The organism is Halomonas sp. IOP_14, assembly GCF_021021315.1.
Lineage (GTDB): Bacteria > Pseudomonadota > Gammaproteobacteria > Pseudomonadales > Halomonadaceae > Vreelandella > Vreelandella titanicae.
Map to the genome: position 1 here is coordinate 41851 of NZ_JAINWD010000042.1, position 23346 is coordinate 65196.

The 23346-nt window shown below is 53.1% G+C and carries 22 protein-coding genes; 6 read left to right on the forward strand and 16 right to left on the reverse strand.

Features of this window, described 5'->3' with window-relative positions; genetic code table 11:
* Positions 1 to 13 precede the first annotated feature (13 nt).
* The 7 genes from thrS to K7H09_RS20465 form a co-directional block, all read right to left on the reverse strand.
* Positions 14 to 1936, reverse strand: coding sequence for a threonine--tRNA ligase (thrS, locus tag K7H09_RS20435; RefSeq protein WP_009287796.1), 1923 nt, complete (start codon positions 1934 to 1936; stop codon positions 14 to 16).
* A 221-nt stretch (positions 1937 to 2157) separates the two neighbouring features.
* On the reverse strand, positions 2158 to 3027 hold the full coding sequence (locus tag K7H09_RS20440; protein WP_022523297.1) for an OmpA family protein: 870 nt from the start codon (positions 3025 to 3027) through the stop codon (positions 2158 to 2160).
* 334 nt (positions 3028 to 3361) lie between these two features.
* Positions 3362 to 3829, reverse strand: coding sequence for a DUF2489 domain-containing protein (locus tag K7H09_RS20445; RefSeq protein ID WP_230805775.1), 468 nt, complete (start codon positions 3827 to 3829; stop codon positions 3362 to 3364).
* Between the two features lie 123 nt (positions 3830 to 3952).
* Positions 3953 to 4870 carry a heme o synthase gene (gene cyoE / locus K7H09_RS20450; protein ID WP_022523295.1) on the reverse strand — a complete coding sequence of 306 codons (918 nt, stop codon included), beginning with the start codon at positions 4868 to 4870 and terminating at the stop codon, positions 3953 to 3955.
* Positions 4871 to 4884: 14 nt separating this feature from the next.
* Entirely contained in the window at positions 4885 to 5937 is a 1053-nt protein-coding gene (locus K7H09_RS20455) for a COX15/CtaA family protein (protein ID WP_009287793.1), read from the reverse strand.
* A 32-nt stretch (positions 5938 to 5969) separates the two neighbouring features.
* The gene (locus K7H09_RS20460; protein ID WP_230805777.1) at positions 5970 to 6479 is read right to left on the reverse strand and encodes a hypothetical protein; all 510 of its coding nucleotides are present in this window, start codon (positions 6477 to 6479) and stop codon (positions 5970 to 5972) included.
* Positions 6480 to 6484: 5 nt separating this feature from the next.
* Entirely contained in the window at positions 6485 to 7204 is a 720-nt protein-coding gene (locus K7H09_RS20465; protein WP_041159466.1) for an SURF1 family protein, read from the reverse strand.
* Between K7H09_RS20465 and K7H09_RS20470 the strand changes: the two genes are divergently transcribed.
* Positions 7203 to 7394 (forward strand): DUF2909 family protein, encoded by a 192-nt coding sequence (locus tag K7H09_RS20470; RefSeq protein ID WP_022523292.1) that lies wholly within the window; start codon positions 7203 to 7205, stop codon positions 7392 to 7394. The genes K7H09_RS20465 and K7H09_RS20470 overlap by 2 nt on opposite strands.
* A gap of 5 nt (positions 7395 to 7399) precedes the next feature.
* On the opposite strand, the gene K7H09_RS20475 is transcribed toward K7H09_RS20470, so the two are convergent.
* The 5 genes from K7H09_RS20475 to K7H09_RS20495 all read right to left on the reverse strand — a co-directional run bounded on the left by K7H09_RS20475 (position 7400) and on the right by K7H09_RS20495 (position 12051).
* Positions 7400 to 8260, reverse strand: coding sequence for a cytochrome c oxidase subunit 3 (locus K7H09_RS20475; protein ID WP_022523291.1), 861 nt, complete (start codon positions 8258 to 8260; stop codon positions 7400 to 7402).
* A complete protein-coding gene (locus tag K7H09_RS20480; RefSeq protein WP_022523290.1) occupies positions 8257 to 8916 on the reverse strand; it encodes a cytochrome c oxidase assembly protein in 660 nt (219 codons plus the stop codon). Before K7H09_RS20480 ends, K7H09_RS20475 begins: the two co-directional genes overlap by 4 nt.
* A 41-nt stretch (positions 8917 to 8957) precedes the next feature.
* Positions 8958 to 10592 (reverse strand): cytochrome c oxidase subunit I, encoded by a 1635-nt coding sequence (ctaD, locus tag K7H09_RS20485; protein ID WP_009287788.1) that lies wholly within the window; start codon positions 10590 to 10592, stop codon positions 8958 to 8960.
* A gap of 45 nt (positions 10593 to 10637) precedes the next feature.
* Positions 10638 to 11750 carry a cytochrome c oxidase subunit II gene (gene coxB, locus K7H09_RS20490; protein ID WP_230805779.1) on the reverse strand — a complete coding sequence of 371 codons (1113 nt, stop codon included), beginning with the start codon at positions 11748 to 11750 and terminating at the stop codon, positions 10638 to 10640.
* A 127-nt stretch (positions 11751 to 11877) separates the two neighbouring features.
* A complete protein-coding gene (locus K7H09_RS20495; RefSeq protein ID WP_081742603.1) occupies positions 11878 to 12051 on the reverse strand; it encodes a DUF2970 domain-containing protein in 174 nt (57 codons plus the stop codon).
* Between the two features lie 169 nt (positions 12052 to 12220).
* On the opposite strand from K7H09_RS20495, the gene K7H09_RS20500 reads away from it, so the two are divergent.
* Entirely contained in the window at positions 12221 to 12433 is a 213-nt protein-coding gene (locus tag K7H09_RS20500) for a hypothetical protein (protein WP_022523287.1), read from the forward strand.
* Positions 12434 to 12460: 27 nt separating this feature from the next.
* Here K7H09_RS20500 and hrpB read toward each other — a convergent pair whose 3' ends face one another.
* Positions 12461 to 14899, reverse strand: a complete 2439-nt coding sequence (hrpB, locus tag K7H09_RS20505; RefSeq protein ID WP_230805781.1) for an ATP-dependent helicase HrpB — start codon at positions 14897 to 14899, stop codon at positions 12461 to 12463.
* A gap of 7 nt (positions 14900 to 14906) precedes the next feature.
* A complete protein-coding gene (locus tag K7H09_RS20510) occupies positions 14907 to 15596 on the reverse strand; it encodes a TetR family transcriptional regulator C-terminal domain-containing protein (RefSeq protein WP_022523285.1) in 690 nt (229 codons plus the stop codon).
* Between the two features lie 239 nt (positions 15597 to 15835).
* Between K7H09_RS20510 and xdhA the strand changes: the two genes are divergently transcribed.
* From xdhA to guaD, 4 genes are read left to right on the forward strand one after another with little or no spacing between them, the layout of a single operon-like run.
* The gene (xdhA, locus tag K7H09_RS20515) at positions 15836 to 17305 is read left to right on the forward strand and encodes a xanthine dehydrogenase small subunit (RefSeq protein ID WP_230805784.1); all 1470 of its coding nucleotides are present in this window, start codon (positions 15836 to 15838) and stop codon (positions 17303 to 17305) included.
* A complete protein-coding gene (gene xdhB / locus K7H09_RS20520) occupies positions 17289 to 19712 on the forward strand; it encodes a xanthine dehydrogenase molybdopterin binding subunit (RefSeq protein ID WP_230805786.1) in 2424 nt (807 codons plus the stop codon). The genes xdhA and xdhB overlap by 17 nt, the downstream gene beginning before the upstream one ends.
* Positions 19709 to 20593: a xanthine dehydrogenase accessory protein XdhC gene (gene xdhC, locus K7H09_RS20525; RefSeq protein WP_022523282.1), complete on the forward strand. Its 885-nt coding sequence runs from the start codon at positions 19709 to 19711 to the stop codon at positions 20591 to 20593. Before xdhB ends, xdhC begins: the two co-directional genes overlap by 4 nt.
* 1 nt (position 20594) lies before the next feature.
* Positions 20595 to 21911 (forward strand): guanine deaminase, encoded by a 1317-nt coding sequence (guaD, locus tag K7H09_RS20530; RefSeq protein ID WP_230805788.1) that lies wholly within the window; start codon positions 20595 to 20597, stop codon positions 21909 to 21911.
* Between the two features lie 57 nt (positions 21912 to 21968).
* Here guaD and K7H09_RS20535 read toward each other — a convergent pair whose 3' ends face one another.
* Positions 21969 to 22814, reverse strand: coding sequence for an IS3 family transposase (locus K7H09_RS20535; protein ID WP_422822633.1), 846 nt, complete (start codon positions 22812 to 22814; stop codon positions 21969 to 21971).
* Positions 22815 to 22829: 15 nt separating this feature from the next.
* Positions 22830 to 23147: a transposase gene (locus tag K7H09_RS24645; RefSeq protein WP_400675342.1), complete on the reverse strand. Its 318-nt coding sequence runs from the start codon at positions 23145 to 23147 to the stop codon at positions 22830 to 22832.
* Positions 23148 to 23346 lie beyond the last annotated feature (199 nt).

Consider the following 23346-nt stretch of genomic DNA (forward strand, 5'->3'; position numbering starts at 1 on the left):
TCGTTCCGTCTCCTTAGGCCATTGACGATGTCGCCAGGGCTGCTCTCTCGGCAGTATGGCGTTCAATAAATTCATCGACCGTCATTGTACCGAGGTTTTCGCCGCTGCGTGTTCGCACGGCCACTGAGTCAGCTTCGACTTCCTTATCTCCCACCACAAGGAGATAGGGAACTTTCTGTAATGTATGCTCACGGATTTTAAAGCCGATCTTCTCGTTCCTCAAGTCCGCTTTAACACGCAAGCCACTTTTTTGCAGACGTTTCTCCAATTCGAGCGCATATTCACGCTGCGAATCGGTGATAGTCATGACAACCGCCTGCTGAGGCGCAAGCCATAATGGCATAGCGCCCGCATAATGTTCAATCAAGATGCCAATGAAGCGCTCCATGGAGCCTACAATAGCACGATGCAGCATTACCGGCGACTTACGCTGACCTTCTTCAGTCACATACTGAGCCCCAAGCCGCTCTGGCATCATAAAATCGACCTGCATAGTGCCGACCTGCCATTCACGCCCCAGACAGTCTTTCATATGATATTCAATCTTGGGGCCGTAGAACGCGCCTTCGCCAGGAAGTTCCTGCCACTCGACGCCACAAGTTTTCAATGCGCTACGCAGCGCATCTTCTGCCCGATCCCAAACCTCATCACTTCCAATGCGCTTTTCCGGGCGAAGAGCAATTTTAATAGCTATATCTTCAAAGCCAAAATCACTATACACCTTTAGCGCTTGGCGATGGAAATCAGTCACTTCAGGCTCAACTTGAGCTTCAGTACAGAAAACATGGCCATCATCTTGCGTAAATGCCCGCACACGCATAATGCCGTGTAAAGCACCTGAAGGCTCGTTACGGTGGCATCCACCAAACTCACCAAAACGAACGGGCAATTCGCGATAGCTACGCAAACCAGAATTAAACACCTGAACATGTCCAGGGCAGTTCATCGGCTTAAGAGCATACTCACGCTTTTCGGATTCAGTAAAGAACATGCCGTCCGCGTAGTTATCCCAGTGCCCTGATTTTTTCCAAAGCGATACGTCCATAATCTGAGGACAGCGTATTTCTTGATAACCACCCTCTTTATAGACGCCCCGCATATATTGTTCGATCTGCTGCCATAGCGCCCAGCCGTTTGGATGCCAGAATATCATCCCCGGCGCCTCTTCCTGCATGTGGAAGAGATCCAACCGACGCGCCAACTTACGGTGATCGCGTTTCTCCGCCTCTTCGAGACGTTTGACGTAAGCCTTCAGCTGTTTTTTATCACCCCACGCGGTGCCGTAGATACGCGTCAACATAGTATTTGCAGCGTCACCGCGCCAATAAGCACCGGCCAACTTGGTCAACTTAAAGGCTTTTAAGTGGCGGGTATTTGGCACATGAGGCCCGCGGCACATATCGGTGTATTCTTCGTGATGATAAAGCCGGATGGTCGCGTCATCGGGAATATCGCGAACAATTTCCTGCTTATAAGGTTCATCGCGGTGTAAAAAAGTCAGCATTGCCTGGTCACGATCAACATACTCGCGTACCACATCGTACTCACGCTCTATCAGTGACTGCATACGCGCTTCGATGGCTTCCAGGTCTTCCGGTGTGACAGATTGACCAAACTCAATATCGTAGTAGAAACCATCTTCAATAACTGGCCCGATGGCCATTTTGGCCTCGGGGTACATCTGCTTAACCGCATGACCAATGAGGTGAGCGCAGGAGTGGCGAATAATTTCCAGCCCTTCAGCGTCACGGGCAGTAATTATCGCCACCGTTGCGTCTTGCTCGATCAGGTCAGCGGCATCTACCAGCACACCATCGATCTTTCCAGCGATACAGGCCTTAGCCAAACCAGGGCCAATGGATTCTGCGAGCTGCATAATGGTTAGCGGTGCTTCAAACGTCTTTTGACTGCCGTCAGGCAGAGTAACAATAGGCATTCAGATTCCTTGAGCGCAGTGGTGATCCATACCAAGGATCACATATCGCTATCAATGGTCTTGGGAGAGGTGTAAATGTACCAACATAAAACAGCAGCAAGACTAGCAGACTTGCCGACCGCTTAAAATAAAAACGGGAGGCATAAGCCTCCCGTTTCTTTACCTGTGGATTGCCGCTAGCACTTTATAACCAAACCGCAAACCTCAGATGATAAGTGAACTTAGTTCCACTCATCCAGTTCAACGCGACGGTTCTGGAAGCGACCTTCTTCAGTCTCGTTAGAGGCGACCGGACGCTCTTCACCGTAACCTACCGCACGCATGCGGTTAGCTTCTACGCCACGGCTCGCCAAGTAGTTAGCAACAGATTGAGCACGCTCTTGTGACAAGTTTTTGTTGTACTCGTCAGAACCGCGTGAATCAGTGTGGCCTTCGATGCTTACGCGAACATCAGGGTTGCTGACCAAGCGCTCTGCAACACCGTTAAGCACGCTCTGAGCGTTAGAGGTTAACTGAGCAGAATCAAACTCGAAGTTAACATCTTCCAGAACTACGCTATCCGGGCAACCCAGGGCGTTCACTTCTACACCAGCAGGAGTGTTCGGGCACTGATCACGGTAATCGGGCACACCGTCGTTATCGGAGTCAAGCGGGCAACCGTTGGCATTAACTTCAACGCCAGCGGGAGTGCCTGGGCACTGATCGCGGTAGTCCGGCACGCCATCACCGTCAGAATCTAACGGGCATCCCTCGGCGTCAACTGCGACACCAGCAGGCACTTCGCCATAGCTCGGGCACTGAGGTGCAACCGGCTCAGGCGTACGATCAGCACATAGCAGACCGCCGATAGCAGCACCAGCTGCGGCACCAGTAGCAGCACCGCTCTCTTCATCAGAACTACTACTGGTGGCGTAGCCAATGCTGCCACCGATAACGCCGCCTGCCAGACCACATACCGCAGGGTGCTGGTACCAGCTGCGGTCGCTGCTAGCGCTTGCTTGGCCGGAAGACTGTGAGGCCGAGCTGGCACAGCCAGATAGACCTACTACCAGTGCGGAACCGATGAGCAAGCCAGTCGTTGATTTTTTCATGCAAGACTCCTTCTTGATCCAATGCTGAAATGGCCATAAGTGACCAAATCTATCCAATGCTTCTTATTGCGAGAGCATCCATTTTTCGCCTGCTCCATATCGCTGTTGATAGTATCAAGCTCCCAGTACCAATAATCACGTACTAATTACTCAACACCCAGTCGATATAGAGCGATGTGCCTATCATTCACGCTTAAGCGCAGGAAGGCAACAATGCCAAGATATCAACTTCTTGCCAATACCGACATCCTTCAGCATAGCAAAATTGCCGCAATGGGCACTAAAAATTAGCTTGCTATGCTTTTGGGCGGTTTAAACCGCTCAAAACCTGTCATTAATGCAGCGCTTTTCTGCCTTGGGCACGCCATTTCAGCACTGCCCGAGCTGCCTCCAATACGGCATCGCGCATATCATTTTCTACCATCAGCCGCTCTTTGTCTTCCTGCATACGCTCTCGGGGGGACAACTGTTGAAGAGCGGTATGGGTATTCAGGTGTTGAGTGCGGCTGTAGTGCTCGGCAAATGCCTTAAATTCAGTTCGTTCCGTTAAACTAGGATCAATGATTTCCAGTAACACCTTGCACCGCCAGGCGCCTTCGGTAATATCGACCTGCTCCTGAACCAGTGCGCTTGCTACATAATCGAGGTTTTCTAAGCTATTTTGTTGGGCGCGAGCGTCTTCATCGCGACGATAAGCTTCTCGACGACTCACCTCTTTGCGTAACGACCATGCGTAGAAACACAACCCTACAATGACTGCAATCGCCACGGCGAGTAATACCAGCGCTACCGTTGAGCTCATGAAACTCCTCATTCAGCGGATAAATTGCTTGACGAAAATTGTACACCCTTATACCACTATTCTGCCAATAGCATCTAGGCTTGCTTCTCTTCTGACTGCATAGCGGTCCAACTCTTGTTTGGATCACCAAGCAAGCGCCGCAGCGTAGTGATCAAGTAATAGCGCCCCAAAAACACCTAATAAATAGCGAATTGAGAACCAGAATGCGCCGATAGGAGCAGCAGGATCCTGACCACGCCACACTCGCCAATTCCACACCATGAAGCGCGCATTCAGGCACAGCACGACCACTAGGTAGAGCGCGCCGCTCATGCCTATCATCACCGGCAGTAAGGTGGCTAACACCGTTAACCACCCATACAGCCAAATTTGCAGCCGCGTAAAAGGAATGCCGTGGGTAACGGGCAGCATAGGGATACCAGCCCGGGCATAATCATCGCGCTTGTGAATGGCCAGCGCCCAAAAATGGGGCGGCGTCCAGGCAAAAATAATCAGCATTAAAAGCAAAGGCTCGGGGGTAATTTGCCCAGTAATAGCGACCCACCCCAGCAGTGGCGGCGCAGCGCCAGCAACGCCTCCAATGACGATATTTTGCGGTGTCGCCCGCTTTAAAAAAGCGGTATAAATCAGCGCATAACCAATTAGGGAGGCAAAGGTTAGCGCAGCCGTTAAATGGTTAACCTGCCACACCAATAGCGCAACACCTGCGACTGAAAGCAAGCACGCCCAACCTAGAGCGATTGCCACGGGTAGACGTTTACTTGCCAAAGGACGACGAGACGTTCGTGTCATTACCGCGTCCAAGTGGCGGTCGATGACATGGTTAAAAGCCGCCGCACCGCAAGAGGCCAAGCCGATACCGGCTAGCCCAAGGACTACGTTCGTCAATGGTGGTAGGCCCGGGGTGGCTAATGCCATTCCTACGGCAGCACACACCAACATAACGGCAACAACTTTCATCTTGCACAGACCAAGGAGCTCTTTCCAGCCCCACACCATAGAAGGCACTGCCGTGGGTAGCGTCATTGTTATATTTCGCATGGCATGCTTCCCTTTTATTGAACGATAACGTTGTTATAAGGTGAATGAGTCGTCGTTGAGTAAACGCCAGCCTCATGATAGCGCCAACGCCACCAGGCCCAAACGAGCCCAACGGCCAACGCAATGGCGCCCGCTGTGTGCAGTAGCGCCAGCCAAAGCGGCAACCAAAGCACCACATTGGCCACCCCCAATGCAGCCTGCAGCACATACAAACCGACGACAATCGCTAGCGGCCTTACCACATTCTGCCACTGTCGATAACGCCACCAGAGCACTATTAGCCCGACACCAAGCAACAATGCCCCCAGGCGATGTACCACTTGAATCGCGGTACGTGCATCGGCATGTAAATGCCCATGTAGGTAATTGGGCCCCACGGTCTGGGTAAGATGGAAGCCCTCGCTGATATCCATCGCGGGCATCCACTGGCCATTACAAGTAGGAAAACCTTGGCAGGCAATACCGGCATAATTGCTGGACACCCACCCACCTAGAGCCAATTGCACTACCAGCAAACATGCCGCAATACCCCACCACGCATTCACTCGCCGCGGCTCACTTGTTGGCTTTGGCGCCACAGCGAGGCGTAAGCGAAGATGCAGCCAAAAGAGCAGCAGCAGCACACTCAACCCGCCCAGGAGGTGAAGGGTAACGACTTGAGGCCATAACTTGAGCGTAACGGTGAAGGCACCAAAGGCGCCCTGGAGCAAAATAACCACCAGCAGCATCAAGCTTAGGTGCCATGGGTAATCGCGACGATGACGCAACGGCCAGCCCAAGGCTACAACGCTAACGATCACCAATCCCAGCAGCGTCGCGATATAGCGATGTACCATTTCTACCCACGCTTTAAAGGGCTCCAACGGGACATCGGGATGATGAAGCGTGGCAAGATCATTATCAGGAACTAATAGCTTGCCGTAGCAACCCGGCCAGTCAGGGCAGCCTAAACCAGCATCGACTAAACGCGTCCAGGCGCCTACCAGCATCACTACGGCAGTAAATAGAGTACCTACCAGGGTTAATCGCACTAACCAGCGCAAGCGGCGCTCAAATGAATCGTGCATGGCGTTTCCTTAACAGCAGAGGCTAGCGCGCTTTATTGAGGATTCACTTTAAGTAGATGCTGGATATCCTCGAGCACATCCTCAGTGGCTACGTTGGCCTCAAAGGCCAGTGCTGGTCGCCCCATTGGATCAAGCAGCCAAGCCGAGTTGGCTTGACGCCACGGAGGTAAGTGCTGCCATTCGCTGGTCATTTCTCCTGGCAGCGATTCGGGATCCCCACCAATCCGTAAGCGAGTTAACCTCTGCGCTTCGCGCCCTAAAGCACGGTGTAAACGCCAAAACTCATCCTTACGCTGCTCACACTGCTGAGAGCAGTCAAAGGCCAAGACCCACTCCTCTTGGCTATTGACCGCAGCTATTGTTAAAGGCCACTCGTCAAGCATGGGCAATTCCAGCTCCACATTTCCGTGAGCAGTATGGCGATCGGGAATACCGATGCGTAACTCGACCATTCCCCAAGCAGCGACCATGGGCGCCGCAAAAACGACAAAAATAAGGATTAACTTGAGCCGCTGACGGCGAATATGTCTGGCGTCCTGCATACTTTTCACCTCTGTTTATTTTTATTAACTAAAGCTTTTTTATCAGCGCCATCGCGACGCAGTTTATATCCGCCAATAAACATCACCATCAAGGCCGCCAGTGCCAGCCCCCACCATTGAAAGGCATAGCCCATATGCCGACTGGGCGGCATCACATTGGCTTCCCACCATGGGATTAAGACCCCATCGCCTTCGCTGGCGTGCAACCAGCCTGGGTAACTAAACGCGCCTAGCGAAGCGTGCCAGGGTTCAAGGCTAAGCTGCTGCAGCCTTGCCCCTTCTCTATTTTCCCCATATAGCGGCCCGCCAGACTGTACCTCCTGCCACTCGCCAATCACTTCGACCGTACCGCTGGGTGTGGTTGTCTGCGGCGTTTCGCGACGCGGCCCGGTGGCTAAAAAGCCACGCTGTACCAGCCAAAGCTGCCCGAAACTATCACGCAGCGGGGTTAGTACGGCCACCCCCACTCTTCCGTCTACAACGCGATTATCCAAATAGAGCGTTTGCTCCGCCAAATACTGCCCACGCAACGTTACCTGGGCGCCTTGCGCTGGCTGCTCGGTAGGCTGCACTAAGGTAGGGGCTGCATCGCGAACGGCGATGGCCAACCGCTTGTCATCTGCCCGTTCCCACTGCCATAGTCCTAAACTAATACCTAACGCCACCAGCAAACTCCAAAACAGATACCAACTATAAAAACGCCATTGCCGAGAGGGATTCATCATGTGGTTACAACTACTCATTGCCGCCGTGTTTATTGCGATGGTTATCAGCTTGGCCGTAGGCGCCATTTTCCTGATTAGAGATAACGTCTCTTCCCGCCGCCTACTACTCTCTCTCAAATGGAGAATTGGATTAGCCTGTCTGCTCATGGCCCTCATTATTTTCGGCTATTGGTCGGGCCAGTTAGGCTAATGCGGTTATAAGACGTAGACAAAAATAAACAGCCCAACCCACACCACATCAACAAAGTGCCAGTACCAGCAAGAGGCTTCAAAACCAAAATGGTTTTCGTCGCCAAAGTGGCCCTTGATAATGCGTACCAGCATGGTGGCTAAAATCAGCGTGCCGATAATCACGTGCACACCATGAAAGCCGGTCAAAATAAAGAATGTTGCCCCGAAAATTCCGGCTTCCAAGGTAATGCCATAATGGGCGTAGGCCTCGTAGTATTCGACACCCTGGATCATGATAAAGCAGCAACCCAATAGCACCGTTCCCGTTAGCCAGTTGCGGCAAGTCTTCCGGTCACCCACTTTTAAAGCTTCGTGAGCAACGGTGAGCGTGATGCTGGAAGTTATCAAAATCAGCGTGTTGACGAGAGGCAGTTGCCACGGGCTAAAGACTTGTTCAGGGCCGGCAATGGATGAGTCCGGTGGATTCAACAACGGCCAAGTGGCGACAAAGTCAGGCCATAGTAATGCGGAAACACCTTTTGCCCCCTCTCCCCCTAACCATGGAATAGCAAACATGCGTACGTAAAACAGCGCGCCAAAAAAGGCGGCAAAAAACATTACTTCCGAAAAAATGAACCAGCCCATCCCCCAACGAAATGAGCGATCCATCTGCTCATCATAAAGCCCTCCCCGAGACTCACTAATGACGTCACGGAACCAGAGCCCCATCACCGCAAGAATGCCTACCACACCGATTAACACCAGCGGTAACCCGGTGTCATAAACGAGTTTAATGCCCGTGCCGACCATCATGGCGCCTAGGGCAACCGAGCCGAGAACAGGCCATCGGCTACTCGCCGGAACATAATAGCTACCACTGCTCATATCGCTTCTCCCGCCGCTTTATTATTTTTAGGCGTGTTACTGAGATTGTTTATAGGGTCGTTTACAAGCTCGTTGTTAGCGCTGCTCTTAAGCGTATTATCCAATGCAGCATTTTGAATCACATGCTCTATCGGGTAGAGGGTATACACCAGTGTAATAGTATTAATATCGTCGGGCAGATCACGCGCTAGCTGGAATACCAACGGTATGGTTAACCGCTCATTACCCTGCAACTGCTGCTCCTGAAAGCAGAAACAGCTGATTTTACGTAGATGCGTCGTGGCAGTAGAGGGAGACACACTGGGCACTGCTCTCCCCCAGCTTTCGCTACTGCTATTATTGGTGAAGGTAAAATCGACTTCCGCCATTTGCCCGGGGTGCACACTCATCTGGCGCATTTCAACGCTCATTTGCCACGGCAGGCCCGGGCTACCACGCGTGATAAATTGCACATTTATATAGCGCGACTCATCGACTTCTTCGTGCACGACGCTCTTCGCAGTGGCGTCCACCTTGCCGTTAATACCAGTAATGCTACAAAAAACGTCATAAAGCGGCACTAGTGCAAAGGCAAAGCCAAACATGCCTATCAATACGGCGATTGTTCTAATAACCGTGCGGCGCACACCTACCTTTGCCTGCTCTTGGCTATCCATAACACCTCTTAGGCCAGTGACCCATGTGCTTTATGTCATTGCTAGTGGGACGTACGATGAAACACTGGCGGCGTTTCAAACGTATGCAGTGGTGCTGGACTAGGCACCGTCCATTCTAAATCCTCGGCCCCCTCCCAGGCTTTTGCTGGCGCTTTTTTGCCACCGCGCACGCACAGTATGACGCCCAATACAAAGAGCAGTTGAGATGCGCCAAAGAAGAAGGCACCGATGCTTGAGAGTAAATTAAAGTCCGCAAACTGAAGGGCGTAGTCAGGGATCCGCCGCGGCATTCCCGCCAAGCCTGCGAAGTGCATGGGGAAGAAGGTTAGATTGACACCAATAATCGAGAACCAGAAGTGCCACTGGGCCAGCTTCTCATTGGGGTAATGCCCGGTCCATTTAGGCAGCCAGTAATAGACCCCCGCCATAATCGCAAAGATTGCCCCCGGGACTAGCACATAGTGAAAGTGGGCAACGACGAAGTAGGTATCGTGATACTGAAAATCCGCCGGTGCAATCGCCAGCATAAGCCCTGAAAAACCACCAATGGTAAACAGCACCACGAAAGCCAGAGCAAACAGCATCGGCGATTCAAAACTAATCGAGCCGCGAAACAGTGTGGTTACCCAGTTAAATACCTTCACGCCGGTTGGCACGGCGATCAGCATGGTGGAATACATAAAGAACAACTCTGCCACCAAAGGTAGACCCACTATAAACATATGGTGGGCCCAGACTAAAAATGACAGCAGTGCAATGGCCGCAGTGGCGTACACCATGGAAGCGTAACCAAACAAAGGCTTACGCGCGAAGGTGGGGATAATCGCTGAGACAATACCAAAAGCTGGCAGAATCATAATGTATACTTCGGGATGCCCAAAGAACCAGAATAGATGCTGGAACAACACCGGATCCCCACCACCTGCCGCATCAAAGAAGCTGGTGCCAAAGTTGATATCCATCAACATCATCGTGATGACACCCGCTAGCACCGGCATTACCGCAATTAATAGGAAAGCGGTAATCAGCCATGTCCATACGAATAGCGGCATATCCATTAAACGCATACCCGGCGCACGCATATTTAAAATGGTCGCGATGATGTTGATGGCACCGAGAATAGAACTAATACCGGCAATATGTAGCGCAAGAATAAAGAAAGTTGTCGAAGGTGGAGCAAAATTCGTCGACAGCGGTGCATAAAACGTCCAACCAAAATTAGGGCCGCCGCCGGGCATGAGTAGCGTTGAAAGTAGCAGTGTGAATGACACAGGAAGAAGCCAAAAACTGAAGTTATTCAACCGAGGTAACGCCATATCTGGCGCGCCAATCTGTAGCGGTATCATCCAGTTGGCTAAGCCGGTAAAAGCAGGCATTACCGCACCAAACACCATGATCAAGCCATGCATGGTGGTCATCTGATTGAAAAATTCAGGCTCGACCAGCTGCAGGCCGGGCTGGAAAAGCTCCGCCCTAACCACGAGGGCGAATATCCCCCCGATGAAAAACATCGTCAGCGAAAAAATCAAATAAAGGGAGCCAATCTCTTTATGATTGGTGGTCAGTAGCCAGCGAAAAATGCCTTTCGGCGGCGCAGCATGACCATGGGACTGCCCATCGGCGACGGCCGTGGTGCTATGTTGCAGCGGTGGCTGAGGAGGTAGTTTGGGCGCCATGTGTCTCTCCGAAATATTGTTGTCTAATTGAGTGGCAAACCAACATCACTGGGCAATTAACTCAGCTACTGCAGAGGGCTGCACGACATCACCCGTATCATTACCCCAGGCGTTACGCGTATAGGTGACCACAGCCGCTATCTCAACAGGGTTCAAGGTGCTACGGAAAGCAGGCATAGCAGCACCCGATACACCGTTGACGACCCTATCCAGATGCCAATCCACATCATTGATCAGCTGTTCGTTATTTGCCAACGCGGGAAAGGCGGGTGGAGAACCTTGGCCTTCGGCCTGATGACAAGAGGAGCAGATCGATTGATACACCGATTCGCCACGCTCAACTAGCTCATCCATTGCCCATTCACGGTCAACCCCCATGGCTTCTTGCTCAGCAGCCTCTTTACGCTCAGCCAGCCAGCCATCAAACTCCTCCTCCTCCACAGCGTGCACCACCACAGGCATAAAGCCGTGGTCGATACCGCACAGCTCAGCGCACTGCCCGCGGTAAATACCCGGCTCGTTGATCTTCACCCAATTCTCATTGATAAAGCCGGGAATCGTATCCTGCTTAACCGCTAAATCCGGCACCCACCAAGAGTGAATAACGTCATCTGAGGTCATTAGAAAGCGCACTTTACGATTTATCGGCAGCACCAGCGGCTCATCAACCTCTAATAGGTAGTGCTCTCCGCGAGTTTCTTCTCCGTTGATTTGCGTTCTCGGCGTACTCATATTGGAGGTGAATGCCACATCTTCACCCAGGTATTCATAGCGCCAACGCCACTGCTGACCGGTAATCATTACATCCAACTCGGCGTCTGATGAGTCATACATGTTTTTTAAAGTTGCGGTGGCGGGCACCGCCATACCGACCAGGATCAAGATAGGGATAGCTGTCCATAACACTTCCACACTAGTGTGCTCATGAAAGTGGGCGGCCTTTGCACCTTTGGAATGGCGATAGCGAAACAGGGAGTAGAACATTGCCCCAAATACCACCAATCCAATCACGACACATATCCAGAATATGGTCATGTGCAGGCCGTAAATATCGCTACTCACATCGGTAACGCCGACAGGCATGTTCCAACCGTTCGTTTGAGCCTGCGATCCACTTGCAGCAAGGGATACGGCCATTAGCCACCACCGTGAACGCATAGAGACCTCCAGTTTTATTGTTGTTATTTCTTATCGTTAGATTAGGGTAGGATGAAATTAGATATTAGCAGTATAGAAAATATGTGCGATTCGTCACGCTTTGCTTATTTAACGCTATCAACGCTTTTCAGCGGGCCGCAAACATGGCCAAAAAAACAAGCATCAAAACGAACAGTAGCGTGATCACCACCCCCGTAACGAGGTAGGCTGCGGGCCTGCCACTGCTAAAGTCCTCTTCCCGCTTTTGATTACTTTGAACGCCTAGTAGGGCTGCTAACACTGACTTGACTACAGACCACATACCACCTCCGGTTTTCTTTGGCTCTCGTATCAGTCTAAGGCTGAAGGGTTAGCCACTATTATCATAGACCTACATAAGCATTTACAGCCACGTAAATGACCACCTATAGTTTCTCAATGTGAGATACTCAGCCAATTCTCAGGATCAGCGCCACCCAATGGAGTGCCTTATGCTCAAGCGCCACCTCGCCTTACCCATCACACTGTTTTTGATCATTCCACTGCTGCTGGCAGGCTGCACGACTTACACTTGGCCGGATGGGTCTAAGGAAACCGTCATCGGCGTAGTGCCTGAAGAAGAGAATCAACGCTATGAGGAAGAACGCGTAGATGGCGTGCGCTATCGCATTCCCGATGAAATCCCGGAAAAGCGCAGCGAGTAATTATCGGAGTCGAAGCAGCGAAACCGGTCACGCCTTTCGCTTGGTATGCGCAGTGGCGGGTGCTGTCAGTGGGTCTTCAGGCCAGGGATGCTTTGGATAGCGACCGCGCATCTCTTTGCGTACTTCAGGATAACCCTTCTGCCAAAAGCTAACCAAGTCCTGGGTGACTTGCAACGGCCGACGCGCGGGAGAAAGCAGGTGAATCATTACGGCAACGGCACCATCGACAACGGTGGGCGTTACCCGCCAGCCAAAGGCCTCTTGCAGTTTCAACGCTAACACAGGTGGCCGCTGGGAAAGGCACGGCAGGTAGTCTAAGCCAACCTGTTTGCCGCTAGGAACCTCAAGCGCTAATGGGGTTAACTGCTCGAATTCACGTTGTGCTTCCCAGCTCAGTGAATTGAGCAAATAGCGCTCTAGCGGCAATTTCTCAATTTGACTCAACCGTTTAATACCGATTAGGTAAGGGGCTAGCCAGTTCTCTAATGAGGCTAATAGCGCTGGCTCGGACCAGTCGGGCCACTCGTCCCCCTGGTACTCGCGAAGTAGCGCCATTCGCCCGCGCAACTGCTGTAAATTATCGCCAAATAACTGCTCGGGCCGCTGGCGTAGTGCATTCAATAGCGCCTCTTTCACCGCCTCCTCGGGTAAGTGTGCTAGAGGTCGTTTGGCAATGACGAGGCTGCCGTGAGCTTGCACCTCTTCACCAATTAAACGGCCCTGTTCTTGCGACCACGCCACTCGTGGCTGCCATTGGCGAATACCAGGATATAGCGAAAGCAGCGACTCAAGTGATAACGGTTCGCCTGAGATGATCCGCGCCTGGTCGCCAGCCGCACTGTTTAATGCGACAGCGACAACGTAGTCTTGATGCGCCAACGTATCGTTTAACGGCAGCGTAGCGGTTTTGCCATTGGCAAGCCGAAACTTACCCGGCTCAATTGACTGGCCAAGGCGCTCAGGGTACGCCAACGCTAAGAGTGGCCCAAGCGGTACTAGCACGGCGTCATTAAGTGCCACTCCTGCTCGCTTAGCCAGCCTAAGCGCTTCGCGATGCCAACTGGGGAAGCGTTTAGGCTGACGAAGACGCAGTGCTAACGCATCATGCAGGGATCGCTCGTTGCTGTCGCGCTCTTCAAGGAGTGCCGCTATTCCACAGGCTAGTGGTACAGTATTAAACTCTGAAGCCCGCTCCAGCATCACGGCAACTCTCGGTTCAACTGGCCATTTGGCACAGCGGCTACCTAGAGGGGTAAGCCTGCGTTCGTGATCTAACACGCCTAATTGCTCGAGCAGCGATTGGCCACTGCGCCAGGCACCCTCCGGCGGCGATGTTACCCAGCTTAGCGCTTGGGGTGATGCGACGCCCCAGCACGCCAGTTCGAGCACTAGCGATGAGAGATCCGCTTGCTGAATTTCAGGCTCACCATAAGGCGCCAACGGCTGCTCCTGGGCCCAGAGCCGAAAACAACGGCCTTCCCGCTGACGCCCTGCACGCCCCCGACGCTGATCGGCACTGGCGCGATTGATCCGCCGGGTCGTTAAACGGGTTAGCCCGGTACGCGGCTGAAAAAGTGGCGCCCGCTCCAGGCCACCGTCAATCACCACATTCACACCATCCACAGTAATGCTCGATTCGGTGATGGCGGTGGAGACGATGATGCGCTGTTTCGATGTATTCGCCGCCAAGGCTGCCTGCTGTTCAGCAATGCTCATTCTGCCGTGCAGCGGCCGAATCGCCAGATGGGGCAGCGTTTTTTCCAGCGCCTGAACCAAGCGATTAATTTCGGCGACACCGGGCAAGATTACCAGTATGCCTTGAGTACCAGGCAGTGATAGCGCTTCCTCAACCACCCGAAGTGCGTGGCTAATGCTCTCCTCACCACTCAGGGAAGGACGATAAGCCGTCGCCACAGGATACTGACGCCCATGGCACTCAATAACAGGTACTTGCTCGCCCAACACCCGCTTGAGCGCTTCGACATCCAAGGTTGCCGACATCACCAGTAGGCGCAAATCATCGCGAATACTGGTCTGCACATCCAGCGTTAGCGCCAATCCCACATCAGCTTCTAAACTGCGTTCATGGAACTCATCAAAAATGATCCCGGCAACGCCTTCTAACAGCGGGTCATCTTGCAGCATGCGAGTGAGTACGCCCTGGGTGACTACTTCCAAGCGGGTTTGCGCGCTCACACAGCTATCACCGCGCATGCGATACCCCACCGTTTGGCCAACGTCTTCACCCAATTGCCGGGCCATAAAGCTGGCTGCCAAACGCGCAGCTACACGACGAGGCTCAAGTAACAGTAGTTTTTGCCCTTTGACCCACTCTTCTTCAAGTAAACAGAGCGGCACGCGGGTGGTTTTACCCGCCCCCGGCTGGGCAATCAGCATCAGCCGATTATGGGTAGTCAAGATGGTTTTAAGCGGATCAAGATACTGATCAATAGGCAAAGCGCTCATGTGAAGGTCACTTTTCCACACTGTGAGCATCTGCACTGCTTTTAGGTGCAGAATTATTGGGCGCGGGTGAAGTGACGCCGCAGCCTTTTAGAATAACGTGCTCAAGAAAGCTGGAGATGGATTCAAGGTCATCTTCGGTTAACGCATCGCGGCCTAGAATACCGCTGACCTGGGCACTATATTCAGTGTAGTGCTGGGTGGCAGACCAAATCAGGAAAATAAGCCAGCGCGGATCGACAGCATCCATTTTTCCCTGGGCTGACCACTGGCGAATGATCGCGGCACGAGAGGAGACCCAATCGCGTAACTCGCCGCCCAGATAATCACTTAAGAAGGGAGCACCGGCTAAAATTTCCGCCGCAAAAAGTTTTGAGCCTTCGGGATAGCGCTGCCCCAGCACCATTTTAGTGCGAATAAAGTCACTGAGTACCGTCGCGGGATCACTATCAGGAGTAATGTCTTCAAGCACTTCGTTCCAGCGGCGCATCATGCGGTTAAGCAGTCGCACATAAAGCGCTTGCTTACTGCCCATGTAGTACAAAATATTGGCTTTGGGGAGACCGACTCGATCAGCGATCATTTGCAAGCTCGCCCCGCGGTAGCCGTGCTGAGAGAACACCTCCTCAGCGGCCACCAGAATACTTGTTTCTATTCTTTCCCGGCTAGGGCTTTCATGAGTGGCAGAGACGGCGGTCATTAACAGTATTCCCCAATAGCGTGAGTGATTGTTAGCTTGAATGTTTATTTACACATGAATGCTTAGCTGGGTGCGAAGATAGACTGGGCTGCCCCAAAAGTTAGCATTTCACACCAGCTTGCCCCACTCCTGTGCAGTGAGCAAATACTTGCAAGGTAGGGCGTTTTGTCCCAAGCTCAACCCATGTTGACCGATCGGTCAAAAAAATTCCGGTCTATACAATAACAGTGGAGTTCGGCATGGCAACGATGACGTTCCTGCTCAATGGTACCCCTCAGCGGTGTAACGTTTCACCCGACGCCAGTATTTTAACGCTACTGCGCGAGCATTTGGCCCTAACGGGCACCAAAGAGGGCTGCGCTTCCGGTGACTGTGGCGCCTGCACCGTGGCGATTGGCGAGTCAACGGCTGGTAGCCAAAAGTTTACCAGCGCTAACGCCTGTATTACGCCCGCTCACCAGCTACAGGGCAGGCACTTGGTCACCGTTGAAGGGTTATCGAAAAAAGGTCGCCTACACCCAGCCCAGGAAGCGATGATCGAATGCCATGGCAGTCAGTGTGGTTTTTGTACGCCAGGTATAGTTATGTCACTTTTCACCTTGCATAGCGATCTTACTCAACGCCCTACTCCCCTTTTACAAGAACTATCACCTGAACGCCTAGAAGCCGCTCTGGGGGGTAATTTGTGCCGCTGCACCGGCTATCGTCCTATCCGCGATGCGGCGCTGCGTATGAATGATACGCCCTATGAGCGCCCTCAGTGGTTCGACGCGACGTTGCCAGCGTCAGAAAGCGACACTCAGACCGCCGATTCGGCAGGAACTGCGCCATTTTTTGCTCAGCCAGCGTCTTTGGAAGAGCTAACGCAATTGCGTCGCGCAACTCCCCAGGCGCGCTTGGTGGCAGGCGGTACTGATCTTTGGTTGGAGATCACTCAGCGCTTGGCGCCGCTTGATCAGTTGATTGACGTTTCCCGGGTTGCCGAGCTATTGACGGTTGAAGAGGCTACCCATGGACATCAAACCGGCTGGTGGATAGGCGCCGGGGTTACCTATACCCAGCTCGAACCGCTATTTGAAAAGCACTTTCCTGCGTTTGCTCACCTGCTGCACCGGCTTGGCTCCCAGCAAATTCGTAATCGGGGAACGCTGGGTGGCAATATCGCCAATGCCTCACCTATTGGTGATACGCCACCCGTGCTACTTGCCTTGGGAGCTCAGGTGGAACTTGCCAGCACAAACGGCAAGCGTTGCTTAGCGCTGGAGGATTTCTTCCTCGATTACAAAAAGACCGCTTTAGCGGCTGATGAAGTCGTTTCGCGGATTTTCATTCCGCAGCCGGTTGAGGACAGTCAATTACGCGTTTGGAAGTTATCCAAGCGTCGCGAAGATGATATCTCTGCGCTACTCGGTGCCTTTAGCTACCGCATTGAACAAGGCACCTTGCACGATGTACGCATCGCTTTTGGGGGAATGGCCGCTATTCCCAAGCGCGCACAAGCTGCCGAAGCTGCGCTGGAAGGGTGCACCATCAGCGTGGAAGCTTTTCGCGCCGCTCAGCAGGCACTTGATGACGACTTCCAGCCCATGAGTGATGTGCGGGGCAGTCAGCATTATCGCCGGCAAGCTGCCAAGAACCTGCTTGAACGTCTCTATCTTTCTCTCTTAGCGCCCGACCACGAGGTGATGCTCCATGCGTACGCTCACTAAACTGGACGGCGATAGCAGCCGTGCTCGCCGTGAACTACACGACCACATCCAAGGCTCAGGGCCCTTGGCACGTCATACGGTGGACAGTAATGGCCAGCGACAGGCGGGAAGCGCAAGTTTTCACGAAAGTGCTGAAAAGCACGTCACCGGCAAGGCCGCTTATATTGACGACTTGGTACTCCCCGCAGATGCCCTGCATGTGGCGCTTGGCCTATCGCCCGTCGCCCACGGCACCTTAACGCAGCTTGATCTCAGCAAGGTGAAAGAGGCACCAGGGGTAGTCGATGTGATTACCTTTCATGAAGTGCCAGGGCATACCGATATCGGGCCGGTCTTTCCGGGCGATCCCATTTTTGTCGATCAAGCGATCAGCTACGCAGGCCAATGCCTCTTCGCCGTTGCCGCAACGTCGCTGCAGGCCGCACGTCGTGCCGTCAAGCTAGCCGCCATTAGCATAGACGAGCAACCTGCCAGTTTAGATCCGGTGGCCGCAACGGAGCGTGAGGAGTTTGTGCGCCCGACTCATGTGCAGACCCGTGGAGATTGGCAGCAGGCGCTTGATCAAGCGGAACAACTGATTGAGGGTGAGCTATTCGTCGGTGGCCAAGAGCACTTCTATCTGGAAGGCCAGGCCTGCGTGGTTCACCCCACCGAGGATGAGGGCGTTGTCGTCCATACCTCCAACCAGCACCCCAGCGAAACCCAGAAGCTGGTGGCGGAGGTGCTCGATATTCCTTTTCATGCCGTGACCGTAGAAGTGCGCCGTATGGGTGGTGGCTTTGGTGGCAAAGAGACTCAGGCCTCCCCCTGGGCGTGTATAGCCGCGATTATTGCCCGCCGCACAGGCAAGACGGTGCGACTCCGCTTACCGCGCAGTGAAGATATGCGCGCCACGGGTAAACGCCACCCTTTCCATAACCGCTATCGACTCGCCATTGATGCTGAGGGCGTTATTCAGGGTGGTGAGATTACGGTGATCGGTGACTGCGGCTACTCGCCGGATCTTTCCGACGCTATCGTTGATCGCGCTATGTTCCACGCCGACAACGCCTACTCGCTAGGGGACGCCCAGGTAGTCGGTCATCGAGCAAAAACCCATACCGCCTCTAATACCGCATTTCGGGGCTTCGGTGGCCCCCAAGGAATGATGATTATCGAAGCGGCCATGGATGATATTGCCCGCCAGATTGGCGAAGACCCACTGACTGTACGTAAGCGCAACTTCTACCGCGATGGCCGCGAGGTGACTCACTACGGCCAGCAGGTCGATCAGCGGCAACTCCTGCATACGCTCGTTGAAACCCTAGAAATCGACAGCGATTACTGGACACGGCGCAAAGCGGTCAGTGACTTCAACGCCACCAGCCCTATCATTAAAAAAGGACTGGCACTTACCCCGGTTAAATTTGGCATTTCGTTTACCGCCCAGCACCTTAATCAGGCGGGTGCTCTTCTGCATGTTTACACTGACGGCAGCGTGATGATCAATCACGGCGGTACCGAGATGGGCCAAGGGCTACATACTAAAATTTGTCAGGTAGTGGCTCGGGAGCTGGGCCTGGATCTGGAGAAGGTACGCATTACCGCTACGCGAACCGATAAAGTCCCCAATACCTCCCCTACCGCTGCCTCTAGCGGTGCTGACTTAAACGGTATGGCCGCGCGGGATGCCGCCAGTAAACTGCGAGAACGCCTGTTTGATTTTGCCGCCGAGCACTATTCAGAGGGCTTGGATCGCGAAGGGATGCGCCTGGAAGATGGCATGCTAGTGGCCGGGTTCAGCGAAAGCGAGCGCCGCATACCTTGGGGTGAGTTGGTGCAAACAGCCTACCTCAATCGCATATCGCTATCTGAAAAAGGCTTCTACGCCACACCGCTTATTCACTATGATCGTTCAGTTGGTCAAGGTCGGCCCTTCTACTACTACGCATTTGGCGCGGCAGTGGCAGAAGTAAGCGTGGATACCTTGAGTGGGGAGTATCAGGTCGATCGTGTCGATATCTTGCACGACGTGGGAGACTCACTAAACCCAGCCATTGATATTGGTCAGGTGGAGGGCGGTTTTATTCAAGGAATGGGCTGGTTGACCAGTGAAGAGCTTAAGTGGAACGACAAAGGCGTGCTTGTCAGCGATGGCCCGGCGACCTATAAAATCCCTACCTTTGGCGACCTACCGCCCGTCTTCAATGTCGCGCTAATGGAAGGCCATCCCAACTCCATGGCCAGTCTCTACCGTTCAAAAGCAGTCGGTGAGCCCCCTTTAATGCTCGGTATCAGTGTGTGGTCAGCGCTACGCGATGCGCTATCGAGCCTTACTGGTTACGCCATCTCTCCTCACTTAGATACACCGGCCACACCAGAGCGGGTCGTGCTGGCAGCCAACGCTATCAGGAAGAAAGTGCTGTGAGTTCTAGTCAAAACCCAGAAAGCTGGCATGCGGCGCTACACCGCTTACAGCGCGACGGCATACCGCATGTATTAGCCACTCAGGTAACCAGCGCAGGCTCCACTCCCCGGGAGCCTGGCGCACGCATGGTGATCACCGACGATGCGATCTTCGATACGCTAGGCGGGGGTACCTTTGAGTGGCAAACCATTACCGCTGCACGTGCCTGTTTGACAGAAAAACGCTATGGCCTCAGTTTGGAAGCCTTCTCTTTGGGCGGACGAAGCGGCCAGTGCTGTGGTGGGTTCGTTAATATCCTATTGGAAGCCTTTCCAGGCACTACAACGCACATAGCGATCTTTGGTGCAGGGCACGTAGGGCAGCAACTGGTAAAGCTAAGTGCGCCGCTTCCCTGGCAATTACACTGGTACGATAGCCGAAGCGATGCGTTTGCCGAGCAGTACCACCAGCATCAGCAGCAGCCGCGACTTAGCTGTTATTCACTCCAAGATGCACAGCAAAGTGTTGCCGCCTTACCTGCTGATAGCCACGCACTGGTATTGACGCACAACCATGACGAAGACTATGCGCTGATCAAAGCGCTGATCGCGCGCGATGACATCGCGTCGATTGGGCTAATTGGTTCTGACAGCAAATGGGCAAGCTTTGAAGGACGCCTTAAGCGCGATGGTTACTCCGCCGATCAAATTGCGCAGGTGCGATGCCCCATCGGCCACATCCACGCCACTAAGCTGAGTAATAAAACGCCCTATGCGATTGCTTTAACGGTGGTGGCTGAACTGCTTTGGCTAACGGACACGCCCTCTTCGCAAGAAAACCGTGGCCTTGCCCCCCAGGCAGTGCGAACGCTAATGACCGATTCTCCGACGACCCCGAGTTGACATGACTTCTTCTATCGATACGTTCATTCGTGCTGAATTGATTAGTTTTGCCCGTGACCCTGGCGATGGCAATACACCTGAACCGGGCAGCTTAGAGCATTACGGCGACGGACTGCTCTGGTTGAAAGGCCAGCATATTCATGCCATCGGCCATTTCACCGAACTCTCACCTTTGCTACCCAAAGGGGCTGACGTTCTTGATTATCGTGACAAGCTGATTATGCCGGGGTTTATCGATACCCATGTGCACTATGTGCAGCTGGATATCATGGCTTCTTATGGCCGCCAACTGCTTGACTGGCTAAACGACTACACCTTTCCTGAAGAGTGTCGCTTTGCTAATCATGTCCATGCTGAAGCGCTGTCTAATGCTTTTTTGGATGAAATGCTACGTGCGGGCACTACCACTGCCCAGGTATTCGGCTCTAGCCACCCCGGCTCCGTAGATGCATTTTTCACCGCCTGCCAAAAACGCCAGCTGCGCATGCTGGTGGGTAAGGTATTGATGGATCGTAATGCGCCAGAGGCGCTGATGGACGGTGCATCTGGCATTGCTGACAGCGAGCGACTGATTGAAGACTGGCACGGCAATGACCGCCTGGGCTATAGCGTCACACCGCGTTTTGCGCCGACTTCAACTAAGACGCAAATGGACGCTGCCGGCGCTCTCTTACGTAATGATCCTAGCCTTTGGTTACAGACCCACTTAGCTGAAAACAGTGGCGAGTTAGACTGGGTAGCCGAACTTTTTCCTGGTAGCCGCGACTACTTGGCTGTGTATGAGGAGGCAGGCTTAGTCGGGCCCCGCAGCACCTTCGCTCATGGTATTCACCTCGATAACGGCATGCGCAAACGCTTGGCGGATCGAGGAGCCAATATTGCCTTTTGCCCCAGCTCCAATCTTTTTCTGGGTAGCGGGTTATTCGACCGCGAAGCAGCCAAACAGACGGGCATGGCATATACGTTTGCCAGCGATATCGGCGCAGGCACTGATTTATCAGGATTTGGAACGCTTAAAGCGGCCTATCAAGTGGGCCAACTAGGCGGACAGCCCCTTACCGCATGGCAGGGCTTTTATGGCTTAACCATGGGTAATGCAAAAGCTCTCTCGTTGGATAGCCACATCGGTCAGTTGGCGCCTACCCTTGAGGCTGACTTTGTGGTGATTGACACCCAGGCAACATCGCTACTCTCTCGACGAATCAATCACTGCACCACGCTTGGTGAGCGGCTGTTTGCACTCATGATGCTGGCGGACGACCGCGCTATTTATGAAACCTGGGCAGGCGGGCAGTGCCAGCATCGAAGGGATGTATAAAAGTGAGGCGTGAGGCGTGAGGCGTTGGAGTGCCCCTAGTTTAGTAGACACTTGATGTTAAGAGGCGGCTACGTAGGCGCTGGGGGGCAGTCCACCCAGCGTCATATGACGCCTCACTTTCGAATAATAATGATCAATATAATAGCGAACTTCATCTACCATCTCGTCTCGATGGATCATACCCAGCGGCTGAATCCATTCTTTCTTCAGTAGAGCAAAGAAGCTTTCCGCACAGGCATTGTCCCAACAATTACCTCGACGAGACATGCTAATCGTTACTTGCCGATTGTTTAACCAAGTCATCACCTCTTCGCTTCGGTACTGAGTCCCCTGGTCGGAGTGGAACAAGAGGTTCTTTCCCGCCGGCCGTTGATGCTTCCATGCATGTTCTAACGCCTTCAAAACAAGCTGTGAGCTATTAACTGGCCCCATCGCCCGACCCACGATTTGGCGAGTACCTAAATCAAGCACCGCGGCGATATAAAGCCATCCCTCCCGACAGCGAACCTGAGTAATGTCTGATACCCAAACTCGATTGCCAGCCCCTACCGAAAACTGGCGATTCAACAGATTTGGCAGGACAGGCAAGGATGACTTGCTACGCCTATAGCCTGGCTTTGAGGCTGTTCGTGAGCGGTATCCTGCCTCTTGTAACAGACGTTGTACCTGATTTTTGCCACAGCAGAAACCAGCATCCTGAGCCTCTAGCCATAATTTCCGATACCCCGGTACATGCTCCATTTGGCGAGCACGATTAAGCAGAAATTCCTTGATAGCTAGGTGTCGCGCTTGACGCGGGCCAGGACGACACTGTCGCTCCCGCCAACGATAGTAACCTGCACGCGAGACGCCGAGTACTTCACAAACGACCGATACTGGCCCATTGCTGACAACGGCGAGCATCAATAAAAGCAAACCTTATTTGCCGTGTTTGACGAAGTACTCGTCCGCCTTTTTTAGAATGTCATTCTCCAGCTCAGCGCGCTTCAGCTGCTTTTTCAAGCGCTTCACTTCGCGTTCTAGTTCTTGAACACTCTTCTCTGGTTGCGTATCCCTGATTAATTTATCCGACGAATTCTTGCCCATCATCCACTCCCTACGCCAGCGGCTTAACGTGTTCGGGTGAATGTTTAGCTTGGCAGCAAGTTGAGCCTGTGTCTGCGGCGAAGTGAGTGAGACCTGAATAACCTGACGTCTGAACTCGTCACTGTAGCGAGGGCTAGATTTAAATTTCATAACACCTTCTCTCTATAAAGGTGTCTACTTTTTCAGGGCCACTCCACGTGAGGCGTGAGGCGTGAGGCGGAACAGGATATTCTGGGCGATAGCCATTCACCAACGTTTCCTGCTCACGATTCACGACTTACCCTTTACTGCCCACCATTTACCCCTCACACCTTACTATTTACCCCTCACAACCTCCCCCTCACGCAAA

Coding starts and splice junctions, on each gene's coding strand:
- thrS (WP_009287796.1), bottom strand. CDS start 1,936: ATGCCTATTGTTACTCTGCCTGACGGCAGTCAAAAGACGTTTGAAGCA.
- K7H09_RS20440 (WP_022523297.1), bottom strand. CDS start 3,027: ATGAAAAAATCAACGACTGGCTTGCTCATCGGTTCCGCACTGGTAGTA.
- K7H09_RS20445 (WP_230805775.1), bottom strand. CDS start 3,829: ATGAGCTCAACGGTAGCGCTGGTATTACTCGCCGTGGCGATTGCAGTC.
- cyoE (WP_022523295.1), bottom strand. CDS start 4,870: ATGCGAAATATAACAATGACGCTACCCACGGCAGTGCCTTCTATGGTG.
- K7H09_RS20455 (WP_009287793.1), bottom strand. CDS start 5,937: ATGCACGATTCATTTGAGCGCCGCTTGCGCTGGTTAGTGCGATTAACC.
- K7H09_RS20460 (WP_230805777.1), bottom strand. CDS start 6,479: ATGCAGGACGCCAGACATATTCGCCGTCAGCGGCTCAAGTTAATCCTT.
- K7H09_RS20470 (WP_022523292.1), top strand. CDS start 7,203: ATGTGGTTACAACTACTCATTGCCGCCGTGTTTATTGCGATGGTTATC.
- K7H09_RS20465 (WP_041159466.1), bottom strand. CDS start 7,204: ATGATGAATCCCTCTCGGCAATGGCGTTTTTATAGTTGGTATCTGTTT.
- K7H09_RS20475 (WP_022523291.1), bottom strand. CDS start 8,260: ATGAGCAGTGGTAGCTATTATGTTCCGGCGAGTAGCCGATGGCCTGTT.
- K7H09_RS20480 (WP_022523290.1), bottom strand. CDS start 8,916: ATGGATAGCCAAGAGCAGGCAAAGGTAGGTGTGCGCCGCACGGTTATT.
- ctaD (WP_009287788.1), bottom strand. CDS start 10,592: ATGGCGCCCAAACTACCTCCTCAGCCACCGCTGCAACATAGCACCACG.
- coxB (WP_230805779.1), bottom strand. CDS start 11,750: ATGCGTTCACGGTGGTGGCTAATGGCCGTATCCCTTGCTGCAAGTGGA.
- K7H09_RS20495 (WP_081742603.1), bottom strand. CDS start 12,051: ATGTGGTCTGTAGTCAAGTCAGTGTTAGCAGCCCTACTAGGCGTTCAA.
- K7H09_RS20500 (WP_022523287.1), top strand. CDS start 12,221: ATGCTCAAGCGCCACCTCGCCTTACCCATCACACTGTTTTTGATCATT.
- hrpB (WP_230805781.1), bottom strand. CDS start 14,899: ATGAGCGCTTTGCCTATTGATCAGTATCTTGATCCGCTTAAAACCATC.
- K7H09_RS20510 (WP_022523285.1), bottom strand. CDS start 15,596: ATGACCGCCGTCTCTGCCACTCATGAAAGCCCTAGCCGGGAAAGAATA.
- xdhA (WP_230805784.1), top strand. CDS start 15,836: ATGGCAACGATGACGTTCCTGCTCAATGGTACCCCTCAGCGGTGTAAC.
- xdhB (WP_230805786.1), top strand. CDS start 17,289: ATGCGTACGCTCACTAAACTGGACGGCGATAGCAGCCGTGCTCGCCGT.
- guaD (WP_230805788.1), top strand. CDS start 20,595: ATGACTTCTTCTATCGATACGTTCATTCGTGCTGAATTGATTAGTTTT.
- K7H09_RS20535 (WP_422822633.1), bottom strand. CDS start 22,814: ATGCTCGCCGTTGTCAGCAATGGGCCAGTATCGGTCGTTTGTGAAGTA.
- K7H09_RS24645 (WP_400675342.1), bottom strand. CDS start 23,147: ATGAAATTTAAATCTAGCCCTCGCTACAGTGACGAGTTCAGACGTCAG.